The sequence below is a fragment of the Stenotrophomonas sp. CASM114 genome (assembly GCF_049384325.1).
GTDB lineage: Bacteria > Pseudomonadota > Gammaproteobacteria > Xanthomonadales > Xanthomonadaceae > Stenotrophomonas > Stenotrophomonas muris.
In genome coordinates this window covers 62863-86768 of record NZ_JBMRGJ010000015.1, presented here as the reverse complement: position 1 = coordinate 86768, position 23906 = coordinate 62863, and the positions used below count along the sequence as shown (strand labels likewise).

At 66.9% G+C, this 23906-nt stretch carries 24 protein-coding genes and 1 riboswitch; of the genes, 8 read left to right on the top strand and 16 right to left on the bottom strand.

From position 1 onward, the window contains the following. Positions 1-89: 89 nt before the first annotated feature. Positions 90-755 (top strand): Ivy family c-type lysozyme inhibitor, encoded by a 666-nt coding sequence (locus VG566_RS14655; RefSeq protein WP_164109103.1) that lies wholly within the window; start codon positions 90-92, stop codon positions 753-755. A gap of 60 nt (positions 756-815) precedes the next feature. On the opposite strand, the gene VG566_RS14650 is transcribed toward VG566_RS14655, so the two are convergent. The 4 genes from VG566_RS14650 to VG566_RS14635 form a co-directional block, all read right to left on the bottom strand. Then, positions 816-1190, bottom strand: a complete 375-nt coding sequence (locus VG566_RS14650) for a hypothetical protein (protein ID WP_075076523.1) — start codon at positions 1188-1190, stop codon at positions 816-818. Positions 1191-1677: 487 nt separating this feature from the next. Then, on the bottom strand, positions 1678-2709 hold the full coding sequence (arsB, locus tag VG566_RS14645; RefSeq protein WP_046427852.1) for an ACR3 family arsenite efflux transporter: 1032 nt from the start codon (positions 2707-2709) through the stop codon (positions 1678-1680). A gap of 13 nt (positions 2710-2722) precedes the next feature. Further along, the gene (locus VG566_RS14640) at positions 2723-3226 is read right to left on the bottom strand and encodes an arsenate reductase ArsC (protein WP_241884610.1); all 504 of its coding nucleotides are present in this window, start codon (positions 3224-3226) and stop codon (positions 2723-2725) included. A 37-nt stretch (positions 3227-3263) separates the two neighbouring features. After that, complete coding sequence (locus VG566_RS14635; protein WP_241884609.1) at positions 3264-3593, bottom strand: ArsR/SmtB family transcription factor; 330 nt, start codon at positions 3591-3593, stop codon at positions 3264-3266. Between the two features lie 17 nt (positions 3594-3610). Between VG566_RS14635 and arsH the strand changes: the two genes are divergently transcribed. Next, a complete protein-coding gene (gene arsH, locus VG566_RS14630; RefSeq protein WP_241884608.1) occupies positions 3611-4339 on the top strand; it encodes an arsenical resistance protein ArsH in 729 nt (242 codons plus the stop codon). A gap of 28 nt (positions 4340-4367) precedes the next feature. Here arsH and VG566_RS14625 read toward each other — a convergent pair whose 3' ends face one another. The 4 genes from VG566_RS14625 to VG566_RS14610 form a co-directional block, all read right to left on the bottom strand. Further along, a complete protein-coding gene (locus tag VG566_RS14625) occupies positions 4368-4700 on the bottom strand; it encodes a hypothetical protein (RefSeq protein WP_227864434.1) in 333 nt (110 codons plus the stop codon). Positions 4701-4885: 185 nt separating this feature from the next. Then, positions 4886-5572, bottom strand: a complete 687-nt coding sequence (locus tag VG566_RS14620) for a L,D-transpeptidase (RefSeq protein WP_014645514.1) — start codon at positions 5570-5572, stop codon at positions 4886-4888. 166 nt (positions 5573-5738) lie between these two features. Further along, positions 5739-6011, bottom strand: coding sequence for a hypothetical protein (locus tag VG566_RS14615; RefSeq protein WP_010487149.1), 273 nt, complete (start codon positions 6009-6011; stop codon positions 5739-5741). A gap of 211 nt (positions 6012-6222) precedes the next feature. Then, entirely contained in the window at positions 6223-7227 is a 1005-nt protein-coding gene (locus tag VG566_RS14610; protein WP_423172646.1) for a DUF2268 domain-containing putative Zn-dependent protease, read from the bottom strand. Positions 7228-7388: 161 nt separating this feature from the next. On the opposite strand from VG566_RS14610, the gene VG566_RS14605 reads away from it, so the two are divergent. The 5 genes from VG566_RS14605 (at position 7389) to VG566_RS14585 (ending at position 10898) form a co-directional block, all read left to right on the top strand. Further along, positions 7389-7964: an Ax21 family protein gene (locus tag VG566_RS14605; RefSeq protein WP_005411880.1), complete on the top strand. Its 576-nt coding sequence runs from the start codon at positions 7389-7391 to the stop codon at positions 7962-7964. A 125-nt stretch (positions 7965-8089) separates the two neighbouring features. Continuing rightward, positions 8090-8857 carry a helix-turn-helix transcriptional regulator gene (locus tag VG566_RS14600; RefSeq protein ID WP_046427864.1) on the top strand — a complete coding sequence of 256 codons (768 nt, stop codon included), beginning with the start codon at positions 8090-8092 and terminating at the stop codon, positions 8855-8857. A 68-nt stretch (positions 8858-8925) separates the two neighbouring features. After that, on the top strand, positions 8926-9294 hold the full coding sequence (locus VG566_RS14595) for a VOC family protein (protein WP_032959386.1): 369 nt from the start codon (positions 8926-8928) through the stop codon (positions 9292-9294). Between the two features lie 123 nt (positions 9295-9417). Further along, positions 9418-10392: a Dyp-type peroxidase gene (locus VG566_RS14590; protein WP_241884601.1), complete on the top strand. Its 975-nt coding sequence runs from the start codon at positions 9418-9420 to the stop codon at positions 10390-10392. 86 nt (positions 10393-10478) lie between these two features. Next, entirely contained in the window at positions 10479-10898 is a 420-nt protein-coding gene (locus VG566_RS14585; RefSeq protein ID WP_241884600.1) for a hypothetical protein, read from the top strand. Between the two features lie 104 nt (positions 10899-11002). Here the strand turns inward: VG566_RS14585 and pnuC are convergent, their stop codons facing one another. The 7 genes from pnuC to VG566_RS14550 all read right to left on the bottom strand — a co-directional run bounded on the left by pnuC (position 11003) and on the right by VG566_RS14550 (position 19822). Next, positions 11003-11572 (bottom strand): nicotinamide riboside transporter PnuC, encoded by a 570-nt coding sequence (gene pnuC / locus VG566_RS14580; protein WP_046427881.1) that lies wholly within the window; start codon positions 11570-11572, stop codon positions 11003-11005. An 8-nt stretch (positions 11573-11580) separates the two neighbouring features. After that, positions 11581-13770, bottom strand: coding sequence for a TonB-dependent siderophore receptor (locus tag VG566_RS14575; protein WP_241884599.1), 2190 nt, complete (start codon positions 13768-13770; stop codon positions 11581-11583). Positions 13771-13840: 70 nt separating this feature from the next. Beyond that, positions 13841-13936: riboswitch (TPP riboswitch) on the bottom strand. Positions 13937-14034: 98 nt separating this feature from the next. Next, positions 14035-15159, bottom strand: coding sequence for a phosphotransferase enzyme family protein (locus tag VG566_RS14570; RefSeq protein WP_075076531.1), 1125 nt, complete (start codon positions 15157-15159; stop codon positions 14035-14037). 121 nt (positions 15160-15280) lie between these two features. Next, on the bottom strand, positions 15281-15688 hold the full coding sequence (locus VG566_RS14565; protein WP_241884598.1) for a glycine zipper 2TM domain-containing protein: 408 nt from the start codon (positions 15686-15688) through the stop codon (positions 15281-15283). Positions 15689-15935: 247 nt separating this feature from the next. Next, a complete protein-coding gene (locus tag VG566_RS14560; RefSeq protein ID WP_241884597.1) occupies positions 15936-17924 on the bottom strand; it encodes a peptidoglycan-binding protein in 1989 nt (662 codons plus the stop codon). Between the two features lie 112 nt (positions 17925-18036). Beyond that, positions 18037-18807, bottom strand: coding sequence for a hypothetical protein (locus VG566_RS14555; RefSeq protein ID WP_014645535.1), 771 nt, complete (start codon positions 18805-18807; stop codon positions 18037-18039). Positions 18808-19183: 376 nt separating this feature from the next. Next, entirely contained in the window at positions 19184-19822 is a 639-nt protein-coding gene (locus VG566_RS14550) for a response regulator transcription factor (RefSeq protein WP_014035550.1), read from the bottom strand. 75 nt (positions 19823-19897) lie between these two features. Here VG566_RS14550 and VG566_RS14545 point away from each other — a divergent pair, with 75 nt between their 5' ends. Continuing rightward, the gene (locus tag VG566_RS14545) at positions 19898-23497 is read left to right on the top strand and encodes an ATP-binding protein (RefSeq protein WP_241884596.1); all 3600 of its coding nucleotides are present in this window, start codon (positions 19898-19900) and stop codon (positions 23495-23497) included. On the opposite strand, the gene VG566_RS14540 is transcribed toward VG566_RS14545, so the two are convergent. Beyond that, positions 23491-23892, bottom strand: a complete 402-nt coding sequence (locus tag VG566_RS14540) for a c-type cytochrome (RefSeq protein WP_014645538.1) — start codon at positions 23890-23892, stop codon at positions 23491-23493. The two genes, VG566_RS14545 and VG566_RS14540, sit on opposite strands and share 7 nt — an antisense overlap. Positions 23893-23906 lie beyond the last annotated feature (14 nt).

Here is a 23906-nt window from a genome sequence, read left to right as displayed (position 1 = left end):
ACGCTACGAACGCATCCTGGCACGGTGCTGGTTAGAATCACGCGGCCGCCGATTTGGTGGATGCAGCGCAGATCAGACAAGGACGGGGAATGAAGATTCGAATCACAGGGATAGCACTGACGGTCGCATTGCTGGCCGCCTGCGGGCAGGCACCGGCACCCGATGCAGCACCAGCCGCACCAGCACCGGCCACAGAAGCACCTGCGGCCACGGCAACGGTGGGCGAGAAGGCGCCATCCATCGAAGATGGCGTGGATCCCTCGGTGTGGGACAACGAAGGCGAACCGGAAGACCCGAGTGCCGGCGGCGAACTCACCTGCGCGGACAACCCGCTGGCGACGCATTTCTTCACCCTGGTGGGCGGCAATACCGTGGACGACTGCGGCCGCAAGGACCCGAAGGTGCTGGCCGCGTTCAACGCCCTGATGAAGGACACAGCCGCAGCCGAATCCGCCGACAGGGAGATTCCATCGCTGCGCGAACGCCTGTTGAGCGGGCCCAGCGGTCCTGGTGAGCTGCTGGTGCTGCAGGGCGAGCCGTGGTGGTTCTATACCGCCTGCCAGGCCCACGACTGCCCCGGCACCGCATTGACGATGCTGTATTCGGCCGACCAGTCGAAGATGGTCGGCCGTCTTACCGCGCGCTGCCGTGTCTGGTGGCTGGGCGAGCCGACGGCGGAACAACGTGCGCAGATCGAACAGCGCCAGCCACTGCAGGATGCCGCGTTGAAGGAAGACAGCGCACTCTGCGAGTGATGTGGCGCGCTCCGCAGCGCCGAATCATACCCGGCGGAATCGCGGGCGTTGTCGCCCGCGTCACCCTTCCGGCCGCATACGCGCGCTGGCCTGTGCGTTCATGGCCAGGCACGCCATGATCAGCCCTTCCATCACCCGGTCGCCCACGTACTCGGCCTCCGCGCCGTTCTGGCGTACGCGTTCGGCCGCCAGCAGCAGTTCCAGCGTCACGCGCTGGCTTGCCAACGCACAGTCCGCATCGGCCAGCGCCATGCAGCGGCCCGGCATCTGGTGACGCTCCGGCCAGGGCTGGCCGTCGGCGGCCGCGCCTTTGCCGATGCGGCGAAGCGTGGCGATGAAGGCGTTCGGATCGGTCGCAGCCGCGTGCTCTGGCGGCCCACCGCCAGTGGCGGATGAGCGATGCGGATGCAGGCGAGGGAAGTCCGGTGTGGTCATGGCAGTGCTCCGTGCAGGACAGACGGTAGCCGCCACACAAAGGTGGCGGGCGGAGACGTGGCTCGAAAACCGGGAGATCACGAACAAGACCGGCAGGCGCAAGGCCTCCACGCTCCGCCCGCCATAGCCGGCAGACGGAATGCCAGCCGGCGCCACGCGGGGTGACGCCGGCTGGCAAGCGCAAACAACGTTCGTGATCTAACGGGTTTTCGAGGCCCGGCCACCGATTTTCCGGTGGCCCGCCATCTGTACCGCTGTCGCTGCGCAACGCCAATCAGACGAGTTGCAAACAGCGTTTGATCGAAGACGCTTTCAGCATTCTTGCATGCTGTTAAGCCGTCGCGGACGCAGGTGCCGCAACGTCCGTGGCAGCGTGGGGAATATGCGACATGGTTCGAACTTGATGACAGGGATATGGGTACCCCACCAAGCCGATGACGACAGTGCGGAGCGAAGAACGTAAATCGAACTCGCCCCACTCTGGTTGTCAGCGCTCTTGGGGTCTTTCGTACCAGGCCTGAGTACGGTTGACGATCCGCACCACGGACAGCATGACCGGCACCTCGATCAGCACGCCCACCACCGTCGCCAGCGCCGCCCCGGAATGCACGCCGAACAGTCCCACCGCAGTCGCCACCGCCAGTTCGAAGAAGTTGCTGGCACCAATAAGCGCTGACGGGCCGGCCACGCAATGTGCCACGCCCAGCCGACGGTTGAGCAGGTAGGCCAGGCCCGAGGTGAAATAGACCTGGATCAGGATCGGCACGGCAATCAGCGCGATTACCAGCGGTTGCTTCACGATCTGCTGGCCCTGGAACCCGAACAGCACCACCAGCGTCAGCAGCAGCGCGGACAGGGACAGCGGCCCCAACCTTCGAAGCGTGAGTTGCAGGCCCGCCTCGCCGCTGCGCAAAAGGATCCAGTGCCGCAGCAGTGCAGCAGCCAGCACCGGCACCACGATGTAGAGACCAACGGACAGCAACAGCGTATCCCACGGTACGGTGATCGCTGACAGGCCGAGCAGCAGTGCAACCACCGGCGCGTAGGCAACCACCATGATCGCGTCGTTCAACGCCACCTGGCTCAGGGTGAAGTTGGCATCACCGCGGCACAGGTTGCTCCACACGAACACCATGGCGGTGCAGGGTGCGGCTGCCAGCAGGATCAGCCCGGCGATGTAGCTGTCGATCTGTGCTGCGGGCAACCAGTCGGCGAAGGCATGGCGCAGGAACAGCCAGCCCAGCAGCGCCATCGAGAACGGCTTCACGGCCCAGTTGATGAACAGTGTTACCCCGATGCCCTTCCAGTGTTGCTGCAACTGGCGCATCGCGCGGAAGTCGACCTTCAGCAGCATCGGGATGATCATCAGCCAGATCAGCACCGCAACCGGCAGATTGACCTTGGCCACTTCGGCGGACGCCAGCACCGCGAAGGCACCGGGCAGGACGTGGCCCAGCAGCGTGCCCATCGCAATGCACAGCACAACCCACAGCGTCAGGTGTCGCTCGAACAGACCCATGGCAGTGGCACCGTCACTGCGCGCCGTCGGCCGGCAACAGCTGGCCGATCCGGTCCAGCGCGTGCTGCAGCGCTTCGCGTTCGGACCACACCGATTCGGGCAGTGCGAGCAGCGCACGCAGGCGGGTTTTCACGATGGCATGGGCCAGCGCGAAGGCTGCGGCCTTGTCGGCATCGCTGCCTGCCACGGCGGCCGGATCGGGCAGGCCCCAATGGCTGCGGATGAAGTCACCGAACACCACTGGGCAAGCTTCGGCAGCGGCCGCATCACACACGGTGATGACCAGGTCCATGGGCGCTGCATCCACGAACTCGTCCCATGATTTGCTGCGCAGCCCTTCAACGGGCATTCCTTCGGCATGCAGTTGTGCCAGCGCGAACGGATTGACCTGGCCGGTGGGCTGGCTGCCCGCACTGAATGCCCTGAAGCGATCGCTGTCCCAGGCGCGCAGGGTGGCTTCAGCCAGCACGCTGCGCGCGCTGTTGCCGGTGCAGAGGAACAGGACATTGCGGGTCATGTGGCAATCGCTTCGATGGGGTGGGTCGTGTGCGGTATCAGCACTTGCTGGCGGGTTCGGCGGGGACGCACTGGTTGCTGGGTGAGCCCGCGCAACAGTTGTGCGTGAGGTACTCGATCAAGCCGTTCATGGCATCGAAGTTGGCGCGGTAGCAGACGTGGCGGCCCTGGTTCTCGCTCTCCACCAGCCCGGCCTGCACCAGCTCCTTCAGGTGGAAGCTGAGCGTGGCCGGCGGCACCTGCAGGGCCGTAGCGATGTCGCCCGCCATGCGCCCTGCCGGGCCGGCCTCCACCAGCAGGCGGAAGGCAGCCAGGCGGGTGGCATGACCGAGGGCGGTCAGGGCGGAGATTGCATTCGATGTTTCCATGTTTCTAGAATAATCGAATGAATGAGCCAATCACAAGCCTGGACCTGCCCAACCTGGTGGAATCGTCATTGCCCCAGCCCAATCATCACCAGCTCGTCGCGGCAGATCTGGGGCCGCCACGCATCCTCCTGCTCTACGGCTCGCTGCGGCCCCAGTCGTTCAGCCGCAAGCTGGCGCTGGAAGCCGAGCGACTGCTGCGCCACCTGGGGTGCGAAACCCGGGTGTTCGATCCGCATGCGCTGCCGATGCTGGACAGCGTGGACCCGCACCACCCTGAAGTGCAGCGACTGCGCGAATGGTCGCAGTGGTCGGAAGGCCAGGTATGGGTCAGCCCCGAGCGGCATGGCACGGTCACCGGCGTGTTCAAGAACCAGATCGACTGGTTGCCGCTGGAAGATGGCAGCGTGCGGCCCACGCAGGGCAGGACGCTGGCGGTGATGCAGGTGAGCGGCGGCTCGCAGTCGTTCAACACGGTCAACGCGTTGCGCGTGCTTGGTCGTTGGATGCGCATGCTGACCATCCCCAACCAGTCGTCGGTGGCCAAGGCCTGGCAGGAATTCGATGACGACGGCCGGATGAAGCCCTCGCCGTACTACGATCGGGTGGTGGATGTGATGGAAGAGCTGGTGAAGTTCACGCTGCTGACGCGGGGCCGGTCGGACTACCTGGTAGACCGTTACAGCGAGCGGAAGGGCGACGCGCACGCCGCGGCATTGGCGCGGGCTGCAGAGGCTACGGCTTCCTGATCCTCATTGGTGCCGATGTGAGGCACGCTCACCCAAGCAGCCTCTTCACCCTTGAAGCTGCAAGGCGGATGATCACCACATAGGCCAGCAACATGCCGGTGCCGATGCCCATTACTTCGATTTCCCAGTTGCGGCGGTAGGGAGAAGGGCCCATGAAGGCCCACGCCAGAAGCACCGCCGCAATCAGCAAGGCGCTGCGATTGGCCTTCGAAATGAGCGCATCTTCGGTCGCGTGCCCCATGTTCGGATCCCAGGAACCGAGCAGCCACCCCAATCCACGCAGGTAGTCGCGCGCCACGAAGAACAGGAAGACGAATACGCCTCCCATCGTGCTCAGCAGAAACTGGAAGAGTGGGTCCACCGGCGGCCTCATGGACGAGGCAGACATTGCCTCGCAGGATCGTCTACGGGCGCAGTATGCCAGCGTGCCGGGCCTCGGGGGCACCACGCCTCACACGCAGGCGACTCTCCATGAGCAGACTGTGCATCGCAGCCGCCCGGCGGGCGGCATGTGCCCACAACGCCCAGGGCGGACGCACAAACGCACTACTCGCCAGCGTGCTGTGCGGTCTTCTTTTGGTTGCCATCTGTGACGGCACGGCTCTGCGCGAACTCCGGGAACGTCTTCGCGATCGAATCCTTGTCCGGCAGGATGTAGAACACACCGCCCTTCTCGAACGTGGACTGCACGATCTGCTCGTAGAACGCGGGCGAGACATTGATGCAGCCGTGGGTGACGCGGTTGTCGTCCGGCGAGGGCGATGCCAACCGCTCGGCGCGCTTTTCCTTCGGGCTGCCCGGCGGTAGCGGGTGCATCGACACGGCGGAATCGTAGTCCACCCACAGCACGCGTCCGGCATCGTCGGACGGGCCGTAACCGCCAATGAAGCGGCCGGCAGGCGTGGTGCGGTCGTGGCCGGGAATCGCGCTCAGTGCGAGCTTGGCGACGCCCGGTGCGGAATGGTCGCCGATCGCCGACCCAAACAGCGCCGGTGCGGCGCCGCGCAGCTTGCCGTCACCGCCGAAGACCAGAACCTGCGCCGCCGCCTTGTCCATGACCGCAAACGGATAGCCCTGGTTGTCCTTGCTGGCGACCACCCAGCCGGCCAGCTCGATCACTGTCTCGGACACGCTCTGGTCGGGCGGAAGTTCATCAACGGCGGCGACCGATGGTGCAGGTGCGTCCTTGTCCCTGGCGTTGGCTACGCCGCTGCACGCAACGGCCAGTGCCATGGCCAGGGAGGCATGGAGGGCGCGGCGTGCAGGGGAGGGGGAAGTACGAATGGGACGGCTCCTTGCAATGCAATCGTGGGTGGAAGGATGCCAGTGGCCGGTGAAGGCCACTGGGTCCCGATGCACCCGATACAGAGGTGGATCAATTCAAAAGGTGAGGGAGCGATTACCCGCGCGGCTTGCGGCCGGCAGGTGCCCTTTCAAGCTGCTGCACGCGACCTTCGATCTGGTCCAGGCGCTGATTGGCCTGCTGTGCGGACTGGTTGGCGGACTCCGCGCTCTGCGCAGCGCCCTGCACCTTGACGTCGAGCTGATCGAGACGCGAGTTGATGGTTGCAAACTCGTTCTTGTATGACGCGCAGGCGCCAAGGCTGACGGTGGCGATGAGCGCTACAGCAAGTGCGCGGGCCGTCTTCATGTGTTGCGGGTTCAGGTTCATTGCACTCCCTCCTTCGTCTGGGGAAGCTGGAATATAGCGGCGTTTGTTCCCGCCGCTACCAAGCGCTTTCAGCTGGAATTTGAATACGTGGAAGCACTGTGAAGCCGGCCTCTGACCCAACATTAACAAGCGGGATCAGGCGAGCTGATCTACGTCGGCGGCGTGCCTTGTGCCTGTTCAAGGTCGCCAATTCATCAGTATGAAGCGGCTCTCACAGCACTTGCGTTTCCATGCCTTTGGCAGCAGTGCAGGCAGGCGTCCATCCACTCGCCTCGAACACGGTCGCGGCGGCGTCGGGCCGCACATCCAGCAGCGTGGCGATGGCCCTGGTCCTGTCTGGCGCGCGGGAAACATAGCTGCGCGCGATGCGGTAGCCGACCCAGTAACCGAGATCTCCACGTCGTGCTTCATCGCCGGGGCCGTTGTACAGCCACTTCGAAAGATCGGTGCCCCCACTGTCCTGTACGAACGCGCGCTCCAGCGCACATTCGCGGCCCTGGGCCCAGCGACGCAGATGCGCGTTGGCCGGTTGCCCCGAGATCAGTTCACCCACGTACTCGGCGCCGCCTTCAAGCAACGTCTGATAGAGCAGGGTGGGCTGCTCTACGTCCACGCGTGCACCGGGCTGTTGCACGTGCACATACTCATGCGCGATCAGATGCACGAAGCGGTCACCTACATCGGCCTGCATCCAGTCGGCGTTGCACAGTGCTTCCAGTCCGATCACCACACCATCTTCGGTGGTGACGCCGCCGCTGTTACCCCGCCCGACCAGCACGGTGACCGGAGGAAAACGTGCAGTGGGGAGCAGCGTGCCCATCCGATCGAGTGCGTCGGCAACCCGCGCGCGGATCGCCGGCAATGCCGCTGCACAGGTCCGCGCCTTGGCGAACAACGCCGGCTTGTCCTGGATGGCCCTGGCCAAACGCTCCATTGATCCGATGCGGCTGTCGGTGAAGCTGCGCAATGCCTCCGTGCCGGTGTCCAGATAGCCGCGCTGCAGGTCTTCGGCACTGGGTTTTCCTCCAGTGGCATCCAGCACGCTGAAGAAACGCGTGACATCGTCTGTCTGTACCACGATGCGTGCAGAAGGTTGGGCGCGCTCGGCCGCGTTGGCTGGCAGCTGCATCATCGGCAGGGCGACGAGGAGCAGCACCCGCACCGCGCGGCGCGCATGGGGCGGAAACAGCAGTGATGCGACGGACGCGTGCGGCATGTGGAGTTCCCTGAACGCCAGCCTTATTTATACACCAGTCAGTTCAATATTCAGGGTCGATTAGACCCCCTAACGGATAATTCACACCTGTCGACCGCCTCCTCTCTCTCCCCCTCCCGGGAGGCGGCCGACGAAACCAAAATAATTAAAGGTGTGTCCCGATGAACAAGAATTCGCTGCTCGCCCTGGGTCTCCTGGCTGCCCTGCCGTTCGCTGCATCGGCAACCGACGGCCTGTCGTACAACTACGTTGAAGGCGGCTACGTGAACACCGATGCCAAGGGCGGCGACGCCGATGGCTGGAAGGTGAAGGGTTCCGTGGCGGTGCACCCGAACTTCCACATCTTCGGCGACTACAGCGCGCAGGAGACCGACAAGTTCAAGAATGACGTCGACCAGTGGCGCATCGGTGCCGGCTACAACTACGGCATCGCACCGAACACCGACCTGGTGGCCCGCGTTGCGTACCAGAAGTTCGACATGAAGCATGGCCTGGACTTCAACGGCTACTCGACCGAAGTCGGCGTGCGCACCGCGTTCAACCCGTACGTGGAAGGCTACGTGATGGCCGGCTACGAGGACTACACCAAGAAGCACGGCATCAACCCGGACGGCGAGTTCTACGGCCGCGTCGGCGCCACCGCCAAGTTCAACCAGAACTGGGGCCTGAGTGGCGAAGTGAAGCTGGCCAAGGCCGGCGACCGCGAGTGGTTCGTGGGCCCGCGCTTCACCTGGTAACAAACGCCTGTCGTTAGTGCGTGTTGTGCTGGCGTGTGACTCTCTCTCTCTCTCCCACACGCCAACCGAAGCCCGGCCTCGCGCCGGGCTTCACTTTTATGGGCCCCGTGGCGCCACAATGCGGCATGGGCGACCCTTCCTCTCTTGCAGGCACCGGCACGACCTACCAGGAACATCTGACGCCTGCGCCGCTGCGCGGCCACTTTGGCCAGCTGTGGCAGAGCCAGCTTCCTGCCGATGCCGATGGGCACATCACCGTATTGCCCGATGGCTGCGTGGATATCCTCTGGCGCGACGGTGCGCTGTTCGTCGTCGGCCCGGACCGTGTGGCCGCGCACCCGGCGCTGGCACCCGGTGCGCAGGTGCTGGGCGCACGCTTCCGCCCCGGCCAGGCATTGGCCGCGCTGGGCCTGCCTTTGGCCGGGATCATCGGCCAGGCCGTGCCACTGGCTGATCTGAAGGGCGCGTGGGCGAACAAGGCGGCGGCCTCCATCGGCGACACCGCGCCTGCACAGCGCCTGCAGCGAATGGCGCACTGCCTGCAACAGCACATGGGTGCGGCCGCGCTCGATACGCCGGCGCAGCGCGCCCATGTCCTGTTCCAAGCGCTCGCCGCGGGTAATGCCACGCTGGATACGCTGGCGGCGCAGTTGGGCCTGAGCCCGCGCAGCCTGCGGCGTTTCAGCCAGTCGCAGTTCGGCTACGGCGCCAAGACGCTGGAGCGGATCCTGCGGCTGCAACGTTTCCTGCGCCAGAGTCGCGCGCTGCCACAGCATTCGTTGGCGATGCTGGCCGCTGATGCCGGCTATGCCGACCAGGCCCATCTCAGCCGCGAGGCGCGCGAGCTGACTGGCATGACCGCCAGCGAGCTGCGCCTGGAGTGGGGACAATGATGGCCGTTTTGTTCAAGACCGCCGTGCCGCGCTGACCGAAGCTGGGGTTCCAATCACGGAGCAACCTCATGAGCCACGAAGCTACCCACGAAGCCGAACGCCGCATCGACAACATCGAATTCAACGTCGCCGACATCGCCCGCAGCAAACGCTTCTACGGCGAGGTGTTCGGCTGGCAGTTCACCGACTATGGTCCGTCCTACACCGAGTTCGACGATGGCCGGCTGAAGGGCGGCTTCGTGTCTGACGCGCCGTTGCGTGCTCACGGAGGACCGCTGGTGATCCTGTACTGCGCGGACCTGGCCGACGCACAGCAGCGCGTGGTCGCCGCCGGTGGCGAGGTGGTGCAGGCGGTGTTCGCCTTCCCCGGCGGCCGCCGCTTCCACTTCCGCGATCTGGACGGCTACGAGCTGGCGGTCTGGAGTGATGTGGACTGAGGTCTTCGTACCTTCGCCGGTGGACGGAACGAGAACCGCTCCGTCCCCGGTCAGGCGGTTCCGCTATGATCGCCCGCACATCGCCACACGCGATGCGTCCGCCTCAAGCCAGCAGGAACCGCCGTGAACTCCCAGCCCGCACCGATCACCGCCGTCAACCACACGCTCGACAACGAGCCGCAGCAGATCACTGCGCCGCTCACCCATTCGGCGGCGTTCCTGGTGCTGAAGGTGAAGGATGACGAGGCGTCGATCGCCAAGGCGCGCGAGGTGCTGGCCAGTACCGACGATCTGATCAAGAACACCGCCATCCGCGAGATCGAGCGCACCTTCACCTGCAACGTGGCCATCGGCCATCGCGTGTGGCAGCCGCTGGTAGGCTCCACGCCGCCACGCGAGCTGAAGCCGTTCCGCGAGATCAAGGGCGCGACCCACACCGCCGTGTCCACGCCCGGTGACCTGCTGTACCACATCCGCGCACGCACCATGGACCTGATCGTGGCGTTCGAGCGCAACCTGCTGATGGCCTTCGGTGATGCGGTCGAAGCGGTCGATGACGTGGCCGGCTTCCGCTACTTCGATGGCCGCGACCTGCTCGACTTCGTCGATGGCACCGCCAACCCGGAGGGGCTGTCGCTGCCGGAAGCCACGATCGTGGGTGAGGAAGACCCGGAACATGCCGGCGGCAGTTACGTGGTGGTGCAGAAGTACCTGCACAACCTCGATGCCTGGCGCGCGCAGAAGACCGAGGCGCAGGAGGCGATCATCGGCCGTACCAAGCACGACAACATCGAGCTGGACGATGCGCCGGCCGATGCACAGAAATCGCACAAGACGCTGTGCACCATCGAGGACGCCGACGGCGAGCACGAGATCCTGCGTGACAACATGCCGTTCGCCAACCCGGGCCGCGGCGAGTACGGCACCTACTTCATCGGCTACACGCGCCGCCTGTGGGTGATCGAGAAGATGCTCGAGCGCATGTTCATCGGCAATCCTGCGCCGCTGCATGACCGCATCCTCGACTTCTCCACCGCCACCACCGGCGTGACCTTCTTCGCGCCCTCGCGCAAAGTGCTGGCCGACCTGGGCGAGTGATCGCGCCGGGCCATCACCGGCCGCCATCTGCCTGTCATCTAGGCCGCCGACCATGGCGCGCTGGATGGGAGTGCAGGAGGCAGGCGATGGCCATGGCAGGGAACAGGACCGGCCTACGCCGCTGGTGGCGGCGTCTGGCTGCGGTGTTCGGCGCGTTGGCACTGGGGAGTGCCAGCGTTTCCGCGCAGGAAGCCCCTGCGCACTGGATGGCCTACGCCGCCGCCGTGGGTGGCCAGCTGCAGCAGCGCCTGCAGCAGGAACAGGACCCGCAGGCGCAGCGTGTGCTGGCGTGGTTGCAGGCGCACCCTGACACACCGGCACCGCTTCCGGTGAGCGTGTGGATCGCGGCGGATGGCCGTATTTCGAAACTGGAATTCGACAGCCTGGGCGATGCCCAGGTCGACGCCGACCTGCACGCGACGCTGCAGGCCGCGCCGTTGCAGGCGGCACCGCCGGCCGACATGCGCCAACCGATGCGATTGGGCCTGTTGCTGGAGCCGAAGTAGATCCATGCCATGCGTGGATGTGGTGGGTAGATGCCGACCTTGGTCGGCAGGCGCGCCAACCCAGGTTGGCGACTACCGGTAGCCCGGCCACGCATGGCGTGGCTCTATCGCGTTGCCACCTGCGGTTCACGCGCGGCGGCGCTCCATGCGCGCAGCCCGAACACGGCCAGGCCGAGGAAGAACACGTACAGTGCCGCGGTCACGTGCAGCGACTTGAACAGGTACGCACCCACATAGACCACGTCCACCGCGATCCACACCCACCAGCAGGCCACGTGGCGGCGTGCCTGCCACCACTGGCCGACCAGGCTCAGCGCGGTCAGCATCGCGTCCAGCCAGGGCAGCGCGGCATCGGTGAAGGTGTGCATGGCCGCACCCAGCGCCACGCCACCGCACAGGCCGAAGGCCAGGTCGCGCAGCAGCGTGCCGCGTGCCAGTGGCACGATGCGGATGCTGCCCTCATCGGCGGCGTGCTGCCGCCAGTTGAGCCAGCCATAGACCAGGAAGCCACCGAAGGCGACCTGCAGCAGGGTGTCCGAGTACAGCTTGGCCTCGGCGAACACCAGGCCATACAGCGCCACCGACAGCAGGCCCACCGGCCATGCCGACAGCCGGCGCCTGGCCATCAGCCAGACGCCGAGGATGCTGCACAGCGCGGCGGTCCACTCGAGCATCACGCCGCTCACAGCGCGAACGTCACCGACAGGCGGGCCTGTCGCGGTGCACCGGGGAACAGGTAGTAGTCACCGCCGCTGCTGCCGGTATCGCGCCAGTAGAAGCGGTTGAATACGTTGTCCACCGACAGGTTCCAGGTCACCGCGCGTTCGTGCAGGCGATGCTGGAAGCGCAGGCCGGCATCGAACACCGAGTAGTCCGGCGCGCGCACGCCACCGTCGGCGCGTGCCACGTTGGCACCGGCATAGCGCCAGCCACCGGTCACGTCCAGGCCCTGCACGAACGGCAACGCGTAGGCCACGTGCACGCTGGCGCGCACCTTCGGCACGTTCACCAGCTGATGGCCCTCATAGGCCGGCGTGCCGGTGTCGCGCGCCCGGGCCTGCAGCATGCTGGCGCTGGCCACGATCTGCAGTGCGTCGGTCAGCTGGCCGTTGGCGGTCAGCTCCAGGCCGGTGTGGGTCTGCGTGCCTTCCTCGACGAAGGTGTAGCCGACGTCGCTGCTGTCGGGCCTGGCGTACTGGTACGGCTGCGAGATGCGGAACACGGCTGCGCCCAGGGTCAGCGCCTCGACCGGCACGTACTTCACGCCTACTTCCAGCTGGCGCGACTGCACCGACGGCAGGAAAGTGTCGGCATTGCTGGTCCAGAACGGCGCTTCCTGGCCCAGCGAAATGCCGCGCACATAGCTGGCATAGGCGTTGAGCTGGTCGGTGGCCTTCCACACCACGGCGGTCTGCGGCAGGAAGCGCGACAGGCGGCTGTGCCGCTGCGGGGTGCCACGCTTGTCGTAGGCGCGCTCGTCCAGGCGCACGAAGCGGCCACCGGCCAGCCACTGCCAGTCATCACCGAAGCTCATCCGGTCCAGCGCGAAGAACGCGGTCTGGCGGCTGTCCAGGCGCCGTGCGGAGGGGCCCGGCATCTTCGGCGACGGCGCGAATACGGGCACCTGCGGATCGTGGATGTTGCTGGTGCCGACGTACTCGTTGACGCTCGGGCGCTTGTCCACGGTGCGGCGGAAGTAGTCGGCACCGAGGGTCAGCTGATGGCCGACGCTGCCGGTCTCGAAGCGGCCACGCAGCTCGGCACGGGCCTGCTGGTTGCGGCGGGTGTCGTCCGGGCTGCGGTAGTCGTAGACATCGTAGTCGCCGTTGGGCGCGAAGTAGTTGCCTGGCACGCTGCCATCGGCGCACTGCACGGCGTAGTAGCAGCCGTAGGCGAAGGCGACGTTGTCATCGATCACCGAGCGGCTGTGGCCGACCGAGACGCGCGACTGCCAGGCATCGTTGAAGTCGTAGGTATGCAGCGCGGTGATGTTGGTGCTGGCGATATCCACCGGGCGCTGCCACGGCTGGTAGCCGAGCAGGTGCTCGCGGTCGACACCGCGCGGCAGGTCACGCGCGCCCAGCAGCTGGTAGCCGGACACCGAGCGCTGCGAGCTGGTCTGGTAGTTGGCATCTACTTCCAGCTTGCCGCGCTCGCCGATCAGCCAGTCGGCGGCCAGCGAGTAGAAGTTGCGGCGGCCATCGGCGTGCGCGACGTAGGAATTGCTGGAGTCCCATGCGGCATTCAGGCGCAGGCCGAAACGCGGGGTGATCCAGTGGCCGACATCGACGGCGACGTAGCGTGAGCCTTCCGAATCGGTGCCGAGCGTGGCGGTGCGTACTTCAGCCGGGCGCTTGCCGATGTAGTTGATGATCCCGCCCGGCGCCATCACCCCTGCCGCCAGGCCGGCTTCACCCTTGAGGATCTCCACCGACTGCACGTTCTCCAGCGCCAAGCGTTGCTCGCCGGCGATGGACAGCCCGTTGAAGCGGTAGCCGGTGGCGGCGTCCAGCGCGAAGCCGCGGATGGCGATGTTCTGGTAGTAGCCCACAGGTGCATACGCATCACCCAGCGAGGCATCGTTGCTGGCCAGCTCGGACAGCGAACGTACCTGGCGACGTTCGAGATAGTCGCGCTCGAGCACGTTCACCGAAGCCGGCGTGTCCTTCCACGAACCGCCGCCGAAGGCATTCACGCGCGAGGTATCGGCCTTCGGCTTGCCGGCCTCCACGCGCACCGCCGCCAGTTCGGTCGGCGAGCGTTCGGCACCAGTGGCAGCCGCATCGGTGGTGGCCTCGGCCTCGCTGGCATGCAGCGGCAGCGCGGCGCAGAGGGCGAGTGAGAGCAGGGTGGGGCGCAGGCAGCGGTTCATTCGGTTCGTCTTCGGACAACAAGGGAGACGAAGCGACGGCGCGCAGGTGCACCGGCCCATGATGGGGGTGTGGCTGCGGCTCAAAGCTCCCTACGCCGGTGCAAACCGGATCAGGTTCCAAGGGACTCTCTCAGCCTGGCAGATCCAGGCACCCCCGCTTCAGGTGACCATTTCACTACAAATGGTACGGATTTGCGAGCGCCAGCCGGGGTCAGATCCCTTTCCTGCGGAAAGGGATCTGACCGCAACGCTGCGTCAACCGGATCACGCGACGGCGTGCAGGGCCTGCAGCAGTGCCCGCCCCGGCGCGCTGTGGAACCACGCCGGATGGCCCAGCATGAAGGGCTGCCAGGCCACGTCGGCATTCGCGGTTGAGCGGGTGACACCTTCGAAGTACTCCACTTCGGACAGTGCGAAGTCGAAATGGACCATTGGCAGCAGGTCGGCCAGCAGGTGCACGCGTGCCGCCGACAACGGCAGCACCTCGCGGTAGCCGTCGAGCAGGGCCAGCGCGATATCGATGCGCACTGCCTCCATGCCGCGCTCCAGTTCCAGCCACGCCACTGCGTTGCGCTCGATCGCGGTGGCGAGGTCGAACAGCGCGCTGGTGGGCGACGCCAGGCCGAAATCCAGCACGGTGCTGACCTCGCCGTTGCGCCACAGCAGGTTGGAGACATGCCAGTCGTTGTGCGCCCACAGCCGGGGCTCGGCGCGCAGGCGCTCGGCCAGGCCGGCGTGCCACGGCAGCACGTCGCGCTGCAGCTGTGCTTCCCATGGAATGCGCGCGAGATAGCGTGCCAGCCCGGGACGTTCATCCAGTCCTGCCTTGATGGCGGCGATCGGATCGTCGGCACGGATCAGGTCGTCGCGCGCCACCAGCAGATGGGTGCTGCGCTGGGGCGCGTGGTAGCTGGCGGCGGCACGGTGCAGCTGTGCGAGCGTGCGCCCTGCCTCGCGGGCCTGCGCGACATCGGTCAACAGCGACCACGACACCGCGTCGCGATACAGGTCGTCGCCCACGCCGACATCGTGCAGTTCAAACGTCCATTCGCCGTGTTCGACCGCAGTGTGGCCATCGGTGGCCGGCAGCACCTGCACCACTGGCACGCCGGCGGCGGCGAGATGGGCGATGAAGTGGTGTTCTTCTTCCAGACAGGCCGCGCTGCGCACGCTGTGGTGGTGGCGCTTGATGAACACCGCGCCGCGCGTGCCGTCGACGATGGCGGCGGCAGACAGCGGCCGCGGGCTGTGCCAGCGCGGTTGGCTGTGCCCGCCCAGCTGCGGGTAACGCGTACTCAGCCACGCGATGTCCGCCGCGCTGATCGCTGGCCAGTCGGCAGCGACCTCGTCGTTGTTGAGGCCCTGCACGCGGTGGGAGGAAGACGTCATGCCACAGTCCGATCGGGAAAGTCACATCCAAGGCTGCGCATTCAACGCCATGCGCGTGGCCAACGCAAACGGGCGGGTCATCGACCCGCCCGTCTCCGCGTCATCGGTATGTCGGCGCTGCTTACCAGCCGCGATGGCGGCCGCGGTCGTGGTAGTAGCGGTTGTCGTAGTAGCGCTCACGCTGCCAGCGGCGGTCATCGCCACGGTCGTAGTAGCCACTGCGGTAGTAGCCACGGTCGTAACGGCGATCGTAGCGGTCGTCGTAACGGCGATTGTCGTAGTAAGGGCGGTCGCGGCGGTCGGAGGTGGTCAGGTTGCCGATCGCGCCGCCGGCCACGGCACCGCCGACGGTGGCCGCAGGGTCGCCGTTGGACAGCAGGTTGCCGGCCACGCCACCGACCACGGCGCCGACCAGGGTGCGCTTGTCCTTCCTCGACATCGCGCTGGCATCGCTGACCACGGCGACACCGGCAACCAGTGCCAGGGCCATCGCCAGACCACGGAAGCTGAGTGTGGAAGTACTGAGCATGTTCGGTTCTCCTGTGAGGTGCATGCCACGCTGGGCAGGGAGGGCGCGGGGCGCCCCGGCTGCCGTGGAGACCACGCTGGCGTTCCAACATTGCCGGAACATTGCCTGGCCTACCGGGCGGCTTGCGCATTCATCTAGCGGCAGGCGGCATGAAGCAAGGCTGAAAGTGGCTTTTACCGCTCAGCTGGCAGAAAGGGAAAGGGCCGCGCATGGCGCGGCCCCTCCCGGTCTGCAAGGCGCTGCGGGCTCAGACGCCCATGGCCTTCTGCGCCTGGCGGGTCTGTTCCTGCTGCGCGTCCTGCTGCTGGTGCAGCACGTTCGGCGCGCCCTGCACCGCGCCGCTGCTGAGCGCCATGCTCTGCTCGCTGGCGGTGCGGGTTTCCACCGCAACGCGGCTGGCCGCCGGGTCACCGACCGTGCCCTGCACGGCGAACAGGCGCTCACCGTTCGGGCTGGGCACCACCGCGTCGATGCGCTGCAGGCCGGCGGCATGCGCCTCCCTGGTCAGGGCCGCTGCGGCGCTTTCCAGCGCGTGGCGGTCCTTGAAGGTGCCCGCCGGCATCCGCTCCAGGCCTTCGGTGGCCTGCAGGTACATCGGATTGCGCGGGTGCCGCTCGTCGTTCAGCAGCGGGCGCTCGCGGGCCTCCTTGATCGCATCCAGCGTCTTTGCACCGACGATGCCGTCGGCAACCAGCCCGTTGTCCTTCTGCAGCTGGCGTACCGCCGCTTCGGTATTGCGGCCGAAGCGGCCGTCCTCGGCCAGCGGCTTGCCGTCGGCCCCGGCATAGCCGAGGTGGCCCAGCTGCTCCTGCACCTTGCGCACGCCCTCGCTGTGCGCGCCCGGCTTGTACAGCTCGGCGTGCGGGGCGGCAGCGGCCTTGTGTTCGGCCGCAGGCTTGCCCTGGGTCTGCTCATGCGATTGGGTGCGGCTTTCCAGCAGGTCGCGCGCCTTGGACAACGGGTCCGACGCGAACAGCTTCCAGTGCGGGTGGTCCTTCACCTGCTTGAGGTAATCCTCCACCGGCATGGTGTGCACGCCCTTGCTGCCGGTGGACTGGCTGATCAGCAGCTTGTCGGTGTTCGGGTCGCGCACCACCATCACGATGTGGTCGATGCCATTCCAGTGCTCGTGGCGGGTCCTGGCCGTATCCAGGCCGATGACCATGCCTTCCTTCAGCGCACCGGGCTTGAGGATGGCGTCGCGCTCGAGCAGCACGCCGGACTGTTCGACGGCCTTGTGCACGATGCCGCCGGAACCGAGGTTGCCCAGGTCGATGCGGTCGGCCTTGCTGAAGACAGCGTGCCCGGCCTTCTGGTTGATCTCGTCCATGGTCCGGTTCTGCAGGGTGCCGACCCAGCCGGAGCAATCGATGTAGCCCTGGTCCACGTTCTTGCCGGTCTTGCCCGGCACGTACAGCGCGTGGCCCGGGATGTTGATGGCGTACTTCACATCGTCGTACTTCACGCCAGCGTCGTACGCGGCGTGCAGTTCGATGCCCGGCTTCGGCGCAGCAGGAGCCGTTGCGGTCGCCGCCAGCGTGGCCGCAGCGGCGCCCACTGCGGCGGTCTGCGCAGGTGTGGCTGGAGCCTGGGCCTGGCCCGGTGCCACGGTCTGCGGCGTGATGTGCTTTTCCGGGATGCTGATCGCTGCGTACTTGTGGATGTAGTAGCTGGAGAAGGTCCGCGCCAGGTCGCCGTCGTTCATGCCACGCATTTCGGCCAGGGTGTGGCCGGTCAGCGCCTTGGCATCGGACCCGATCTGGTTGAGCACGTTGCGGCGCATGTTGATCTCTTCGCCATGGCCGTTGCGGACCACGCCGAAGGTGCCGGTGGCGATCGCGGTCTGCACCGAGCCATAGCCGGCGCTGCCCTGCTGGTGGGCCAGGTACAGGTCCAGGCCGGTCGGCGTGTCGCCGCCGGACAGGTACGGGTGGCCGGTGCGCTCATTGCGGCGCGCCATCGAGCCCAGGTTGTCCTGGTACATCTGCGCGGCGGCTTCGGTGTTGCGGGTCGGGTCGAATTCGTGGCCGGTCAGGTGGTATTGGCGGGCCGAGCCGGGCACGAACTGGAACAGGCCTTTGGCGCCGGTCGAGGTGTTGTGGGCGCGCTCGTTGAAGGTGCCGCCGGTCTCGATGTGCGCGAAGCGCATGAAGTCATCGACCGGGATGCCCTTCTGCCGGGCGACCTGCTCGACGATGTCCAGGACTTCCTTTTTGCTGTAGTCATGCTGTGCCATGACGTTTTCCTCGGGGTTGATGGAGCGGCCGATGCCGCGAATCGCCAACCGGACTCATCCGTGAGTCAAGAACATGTCGGTCAACAGGTAACCCGCCTGCGGCGGATGGAAATCAGGGCGCGATGTACTGCTGGGCCTTGCTGTCGAAGCGGTAGTGCACGGTGTCGCCGGCACCCAGCGCGCGGGTCTTGCCCGGGGCTTCGATGGTGGTGCCCTTGAAGGTCACGGTCAGCTGCGGCAGGCCGTTGCCATCGGCCACGAAGGCCAGTTCGCCATCGCTGTCGGTGCACGGCATCACGTTGCCGTCGTCGCAGGCCGCGCTGTTGTCTTCGCCGGTGCGCACCGAGCCGACGTAGCGCCAGACCTTGCTGTCCAGGTCGTCCTCGCTGCGCTTGGGGTTGAACAGCAGCAGGGCGTAGCCGCTGCTGCTGATGCCGCGGTCGAAGCTGCTGGTCGGCACCGCCAGCAGCAGGCGGCCGTCGGCGGTGCGGTGTTCGATCGGCTTGCGCCGGGTATCGACGTCGTCGGCCTTGTCGTAGGCGCCGAGCGCACCGATGGTCCATTCCTGGCCGCGGAACTTCCACGGCTTCTTCGCGTCGCCGCCGGCCAGTACGAAGGTGGCCTCGGCCAGATTGGCGCGGTCGTCGGGGCCGGCCGGCTGCTGTTCGCCCGGCTTGCCGTAATGCTCGCGGGTATCCCAGGAAAAGCCGGTGTAGTAGGTGGTGCCGTCCAGGGTGAAGCGGTGGCCGAACCAGAAGGTCGCCACGCTGCCGTTCTGGACCTCATAGGACGTCGCACCGTCGCCATCGACCTGGTAGATGAAATACATCACGGTCGGCGCGTCGGGCGGGGTGACGGCGGCATCGGGAGAGGGGTTCTGCATCGGGGCAACATCCTGTCGGGGCGCTTTGGCAGCCTGCGCAGGCGCAGGCCGGGAGGACGAGGGGGCCGGATCGGCGGCGCTGCAGGCGGCAGCGGAAAGAGAGACGAGCAGGCATGCCGCGAATGCGCGCAGGGGCCGCAACGGCAGGGTCCAACGTAGCTCGGGGGGGGACTGCATGCGCCTCTCCATGGTCAGCGTTGCCGGGCCAGACGGCCGGCAGGAAGCCGCACCCCATCCACCACGGACGGGAGCGAGGACATGAGCCGGTCGATTCCTTCGACCTCGCATTGAGAACTCATGCCTGCCCATCTTGGCACAGATCCGCAGACCGTCAAAGAGGGGGGGCGGCAGCCGGGTCTGTGATGTGAAGTGCGTCTCAGATCTTGCCGTCACGCAGGTAGTCGAACAATTCGGCGTCGCCCTTCAACCCCAGCTTGAGCATGGCGTCGCCCTTCTGCCGGCTGATGGTGCTGACGCTCTTGTGCAGCTGCAGCGAAATCTCCTTCACCGTCATGCCGGTGCCGAGCAGTCGCAGCACCTCCACTTCGCGTGGTGACAACGGCTTGCCGTCGCCCTCGCGCATGCGCCAGCTGCCGGCCGCGTCCACCCGCTCGCGCAGGCTGCGGCTGATGTAGGGCTGGCCGCGGTACACCGACTGGATGGCCTGCGGCAGCTCGTCCATTGACGAACTCTTGTCGACCAGACCGAGCACGCCACTGTCGAGCACCATGCGCAGGATCGCCAGGTTGCTGGAGACGCTGAGCATCAGCACCGGCAGGTCCGGATGCCGGCGGCGGATCATGCCGATCATGGCGAAGCCATCGGCCTGCGGGCTGCCCGGCATGGAGTAGTCGGTGACCAGCAGGTCACAGGGCTGGTTGGCGAGCAGGGTCATCAGCGCCTGCGCGCTGTCGGCCTCGCCGACCACGCGGCCCACGCCGCTCGACTCGATGACGGCGCGGGTACCGATGCGGACCACCGGGTGATCGTCTGCGATGATGATGCGCAAGCTCATGCTCTAGTATGGCCATCGGGCACGCCGGGCCGCGACCATCGCGGTCCCTGGCAGGATTCTAGGAGATCGACGCAGATGCGTAGGTGGGCTGTTCGCGGGCTGCTCCTGCTGCTGGCGGTGCTGGCCCTGCCCGTGGCCCAGGCACAGCCGGCCCCTGGGCTGCTGCCGCTCAGCCCGTTGCAGCGCGAATACCTGGTGGCGCATCCGACCATCGTTGTCGGGCAGTATGACAGCGGTTGGCCGCCCTTCGAGTCCCTCCGTGACGGCCAGCAGGTCGGTCTGGGACCGGACTACCTGTCGCATCTTGCACGCCAGCTCGGCATGAAGGTCGAGGCGCGCCGCTATCCGGACTGGACATCCGTGCTGGATGCGGCATGTCGTGGCGAGATCGACGTGGTGATGAATGTCGGCCTCAGTGCCGACCGCACCCGCTGCATGGTCTATACCGCGGCCTACAGCGAAGCGCCGCTGGCCCTGGTGGGTCGGCCGGACGACCTGCGTGCCTCCGACATGCCCGACCTGGAGGGTCTGCGGGTGGTGATCGAGCAGGATTTCCTGACCGGTCCGCAGGTGCGCGCCCGATTCCCGCGTGCCCGCCAGCTTGTCGTAAACGACACGTTGAGCGCATTGCAGATGGTCAGAGACGACAAGGCCGATGTCTACATCGGCAATGCCTTTGTCGCCACCGAGCTGATTGCCAGCCGGCGCCTGCAGGGCGTGGCGCTGTTGCGGCCGAGCGACCTGCCCCCTGAACGGCTGCACTTCGGCATTCCCAACAGCAAGCAACCCCTGGCCGAAGCCCTGGACCTGGCGCTGGCGGCCACCAGCCAGGCCCAGCGTGATGCCCTCGCACAACGATGGCTGCCACCGCCGCACTGGTCGGCATCGGCGCAGCTGGCGCTGAGCCAGGCCGAGAAGCGCGTGCTGGAGCAGCCGTTGAAGATCGGTTTCGCCCCGAATGCCGCGCCACTGTCGTTCACCGGCGAGGATGGCCGGCCCAGCGGGCTGGCCAGCGAATACCTGCAGCGCCTGATGCAGGCCGGTGCCAACCTGCAGGTCGAGGACAGCCACGACTGGTACGAGGTGCGCGAGAAGGCCCGCCGCGGTGAGCTGCAGGCGGTGATGGGCATTCCTGTCGATTCACGGTACCTGGGCCCGGACTGGGTGTTCAGCCAGCCCTTCATCAGCGTGCCGAACGTGATTGTGGTCAGGAGCGATGGCGAGTCGCTGCTGGGCCTGGCTGACCTGCAGGGCAAGCGCGTGCTGCTGTCCGACCCGGAGCGTGTGCGCGGCTACGTGCTGCAGCAGGCACCGCAGGCGCGGATCATCGCTGCACGCAGCGCCGAGCAGTCGCTGCAGCGCCTGCTCGCTGGCGACGCCGATGCGTACATCGGCAACCTTGCCGTGGTCGATCACCTGCTGCGCAGCCGTTTCCCGGGGCGGCTGCAGGTGGCGGCACCGGCCGGCTTCAACGACCAGCTGGTGCTGGCCGTGGATCGTCGCCACGCGGCGCTGGCCACCACCTTCGATCGCCTGCTGCTGCAGATGACCCCACGCAAGCGCGAGGCCCTGCGCAATGCCTGGCTGGGGGTGGAGTACCGCAACGGTGTCGACTGGAACAAGGTGCTGCGGTGGGGCGTGCCGGTGCTGCTGGTGCTGCTGACCGCGCTGCTGGTACATGGCGTCGGCCATTGGCGGCTGCGCCGCGAGGTGGCAGGACGTCGCCAGCTGGAGCAGCGTCTGGCCGAGGTGACCGACAACCTGCCTGCAGTGGTCTATCAAGCGCGTCGCGACGCCGATGGCGCGCTCAGCTTCCCGTTCATCGCCGGTGACCTGCCTGCGTTGTTCGGCATTACACGGCAGCAGGCCGAACAGGATGCGAGGGTGTTGCTGGAACGCATCGAGGAAGAGGACCGCGCGCACATCCTGCACTCCATCGAGCAGGCCGCGCGCCAGTTCGCCCCATTGATCCTGGAGTTCCGCCTGCGCAGCGATGGGGAGGGCGTGCGCTGGGTGCGCAGCCAGGCCCACCCCTATGCCGCCGAAGAGGGCGCGGTGATCTGGAGCGGTTACTGGGTGGACGTGAGCGAAGCGCGGATGCAGGCCGATGCCCTGGCGGCGGCGAAGGCGGACGCCGAGCAGGCCGCCGAGGCCAAATCGCGCTTCCTGGCCACGATGAGCCATGAGATCCGCACGCCGATGAGTGGCGTGCTGGGGATGCTGGAGGTGCTGGCGCACTCACCGCTGGACAGCGAACAGCAGCGCATCCTCGGCGTTATCGAGGATTCGGCCCAGATGCTGCGGCAGATCCTCGATGACATCCTCGATTACTCGCGGCTGGAAGCAGGGGCGTTGCGCCTGGAACCGGTGCCGCAACCGCTGCGGCCCCTGCTGGAGAGCGTGTGCCGCCTGCTGTCGGCCCAGGCCAGCGCGCGTGGCCTGGCGCTGCACGTGCAGATCGATCCCGAGCTGGCGCCGGCCCACGAAGTGGACGGCGTGCGGCTGCGCCAGATCGTGTTCAACCTGCTCAGCAATGCCATCAAGTTCACCAGCCAGGGCGAGGTGCGCCTGCAGCTGGAGGTGCTGGGGCCGACCAGCGAAGACGGCGTGCAACCGCTGTGCCTGAGCGTTACCGACACCGGCATCGGCATCGCACCGGAACAACTGCAGCACCTGTTCGCGCCCTTTACGCAGGCCGGTGCCTACATCCAGCGTGACCACGGCGGCACTGGCCTGGGCTTGAGCATCTGCCAGCGACTGGTGCAGATGATGCAGGGCGAATTGACCCTGCACAGCACGCTGGGCGAAGGAACCCGCGCCGAAGTGCGGGTATCGCTGGTGGAGGCCGGCAGCGAGGACGCGGCGGCACTGCTGGCCGAGCAGGACCAGTCCGCGCTGCTGCCCGCCGCGCTGCGTCAGGCACGGGTGCTGGTGATCGAGGACCACCCGACCAACCAGGCGATGATGGCGTGGCGGCTGCAGCAGCTGGGCGTACCCCATGTGCTGCTGGGCGATGGCCAGCAGGCGCTGGATCGCCTGTCGTCGGAGAGCTTCGACCTGGTGATCACCGACTGCCGCATGCCGGTACTCGATGGATTTGGCTTCACCCGCCTGCTGCGCGAACGCGAGGGCCGTACCGGCCAGCCGCGGCTGACGGTGCTGGCGCTGACCGCCAGCGTGCTGGACGACGATGCGCGCCGCTGCCGCGAGGCCGGCATGGACGAGGTACTGGCCAAGCCGCTGTCGCTGGCCACGCTGCGTGCGGCGCTGCTGCGCTGGCTGCCGCAGGCCCAGGGCCAGTCGTTCGAGGTGCCGGTGCCGGAGGTTGCCGCCGACGACGGTGAAGCATTGCCTGATCTGGCCACCCTGCAGCAGCGCTTCGGCTCGCGCGTGGTGGCCGAGCAGCTGCGCGACAGCCTGTTGCAGGCCAGCGAGGGTGACCTGGCCGCCGTGCAGCGCGCCGTGCAGGCTGGCGACCGCCAGGCTGCGGCGCTGCACCTGCATCGCCAGGCCGGCGGGCTCGGGGCGATCGGGGCCACGGCACTGGCCCAGCAGGCCAATGCCCTGGTCGAGCGCCTGCAGGATGCGGCAGAGGCCGATACGGCGCCGTTGTTCGCCACCGTAACGACGTTCGTGGCGCGGCTGCAGCAACAGCTGCAGCGCCTGGCTCACTGAGCCGACTGCTGCTGCAGGTAGGCGATCACCAGGGCGCGGCGTTCTGCGCTGGGGAAGGCGTTGTACATGCGGGTGCCCGGCACCAGGTGCGTGGGTGACTGCAGGAAGGTATCCAGCGTCTGTGCGGTCCAGGTGATGTCGGCGCGGCGCATGCCGTCGGAATACCCATAGTCGGGCAGGCTGCCGGCGCGGCGGCCGATCACGCCGTGAAGGTTGGGCCCGAAGCGGTGGATGCCACCGGGCTGCACGGTGTGGCAGCCGGCACACAGTTCGAACGCGCGCTGCATGGCCTGCTGCCGGGCCTGTTCGGGCGTGGCCGGCACCGCGGGCGGGCGCTGGCAGGCCGTGGCAAGCAGGGCCACGGCAACGGCGGTGAGCAGGCGGCAGGCACGCATGGGTGGGCAGGATA

Excerpts from the sequence above, each read along its gene's own strand:
- VG566_RS14655 (WP_164109103.1), top strand. The coding sequence starts at position 90 with ATGAAGATTCGAATCACAGGGATAGCACTGACGGTCGCATTGCTGGCC.
- VG566_RS14640 (WP_241884610.1), bottom strand. The coding sequence starts at position 3,226 with ATGACCCGCAATGTCCTGTTCCTCTGCACCGGCAACAGCGCGCGCAGC.
- VG566_RS14635 (WP_241884609.1), bottom strand. The coding sequence starts at position 3,593 with ATGGAAACATCGAATGCAATCTCCGCCCTGACCGCCCTCGGTCATGCC.
- VG566_RS14650 (WP_075076523.1), bottom strand. The coding sequence starts at position 1,190 with ATGACCACACCGGACTTCCCTCGCCTGCATCCGCATCGCTCATCCGCC.
- VG566_RS14565 (WP_241884598.1), bottom strand. The coding sequence starts at position 15,688 with ATGCTCAGTACTTCCACACTCAGCTTCCGTGGTCTGGCGATGGCCCTG.
- VG566_RS14600 (WP_046427864.1), top strand. The coding sequence starts at position 8,090 with ATGGGCGACCCTTCCTCTCTTGCAGGCACCGGCACGACCTACCAGGAA.
- arsH (WP_241884608.1), top strand. The coding sequence starts at position 3,611 with ATGAATGAGCCAATCACAAGCCTGGACCTGCCCAACCTGGTGGAATCG.
- VG566_RS14605 (WP_005411880.1), top strand. The coding sequence starts at position 7,389 with ATGAACAAGAATTCGCTGCTCGCCCTGGGTCTCCTGGCTGCCCTGCCG.
- VG566_RS14540 (WP_014645538.1), bottom strand. The coding sequence starts at position 23,892 with ATGCGTGCCTGCCGCCTGCTCACCGCCGTTGCCGTGGCCCTGCTTGCC.
- VG566_RS14545 (WP_241884596.1), top strand. The coding sequence starts at position 19,898 with ATGCGTAGGTGGGCTGTTCGCGGGCTGCTCCTGCTGCTGGCGGTGCTG.
- pnuC (WP_046427881.1), bottom strand. The coding sequence starts at position 11,572 with ATGCTCGAGTGGACCGCCGCGCTGTGCAGCATCCTCGGCGTCTGGCTG.
- VG566_RS14585 (WP_241884600.1), top strand. The coding sequence starts at position 10,479 with ATGGCCATGGCAGGGAACAGGACCGGCCTACGCCGCTGGTGGCGGCGT.
- VG566_RS14610 (WP_423172646.1), bottom strand. The coding sequence starts at position 7,227 with ATGCCGCACGCGTCCGTCGCATCACTGCTGTTTCCGCCCCATGCGCGC.
- VG566_RS14615 (WP_010487149.1), bottom strand. The coding sequence starts at position 6,011 with ATGAACCTGAACCCGCAACACATGAAGACGGCCCGCGCACTTGCTGTA.
- VG566_RS14575 (WP_241884599.1), bottom strand. The coding sequence starts at position 13,770 with ATGAACCGCTGCCTGCGCCCCACCCTGCTCTCACTCGCCCTCTGCGCC.
- VG566_RS14560 (WP_241884597.1), bottom strand. The coding sequence starts at position 17,924 with ATGGCACAGCATGACTACAGCAAAAAGGAAGTCCTGGACATCGTCGAG.
- VG566_RS14570 (WP_075076531.1), bottom strand. The coding sequence starts at position 15,159 with ATGACGTCTTCCTCCCACCGCGTGCAGGGCCTCAACAACGACGAGGTC.
- VG566_RS14555 (WP_014645535.1), bottom strand. The coding sequence starts at position 18,807 with ATGCAGAACCCCTCTCCCGATGCCGCCGTCACCCCGCCCGACGCGCCG.
- VG566_RS14620 (WP_014645514.1), bottom strand. The coding sequence starts at position 5,572 with ATGGCACTGGCCGTTGCGTGCAGCGGCGTAGCCAACGCCAGGGACAAG.
- VG566_RS14550 (WP_014035550.1), bottom strand. The coding sequence starts at position 19,822 with ATGAGCTTGCGCATCATCATCGCAGACGATCACCCGGTGGTCCGCATC.
- arsB (WP_046427852.1), bottom strand. The coding sequence starts at position 2,709 with ATGGGTCTGTTCGAGCGACACCTGACGCTGTGGGTTGTGCTGTGCATT.
- VG566_RS14595 (WP_032959386.1), top strand. The coding sequence starts at position 8,926 with ATGAGCCACGAAGCTACCCACGAAGCCGAACGCCGCATCGACAACATC.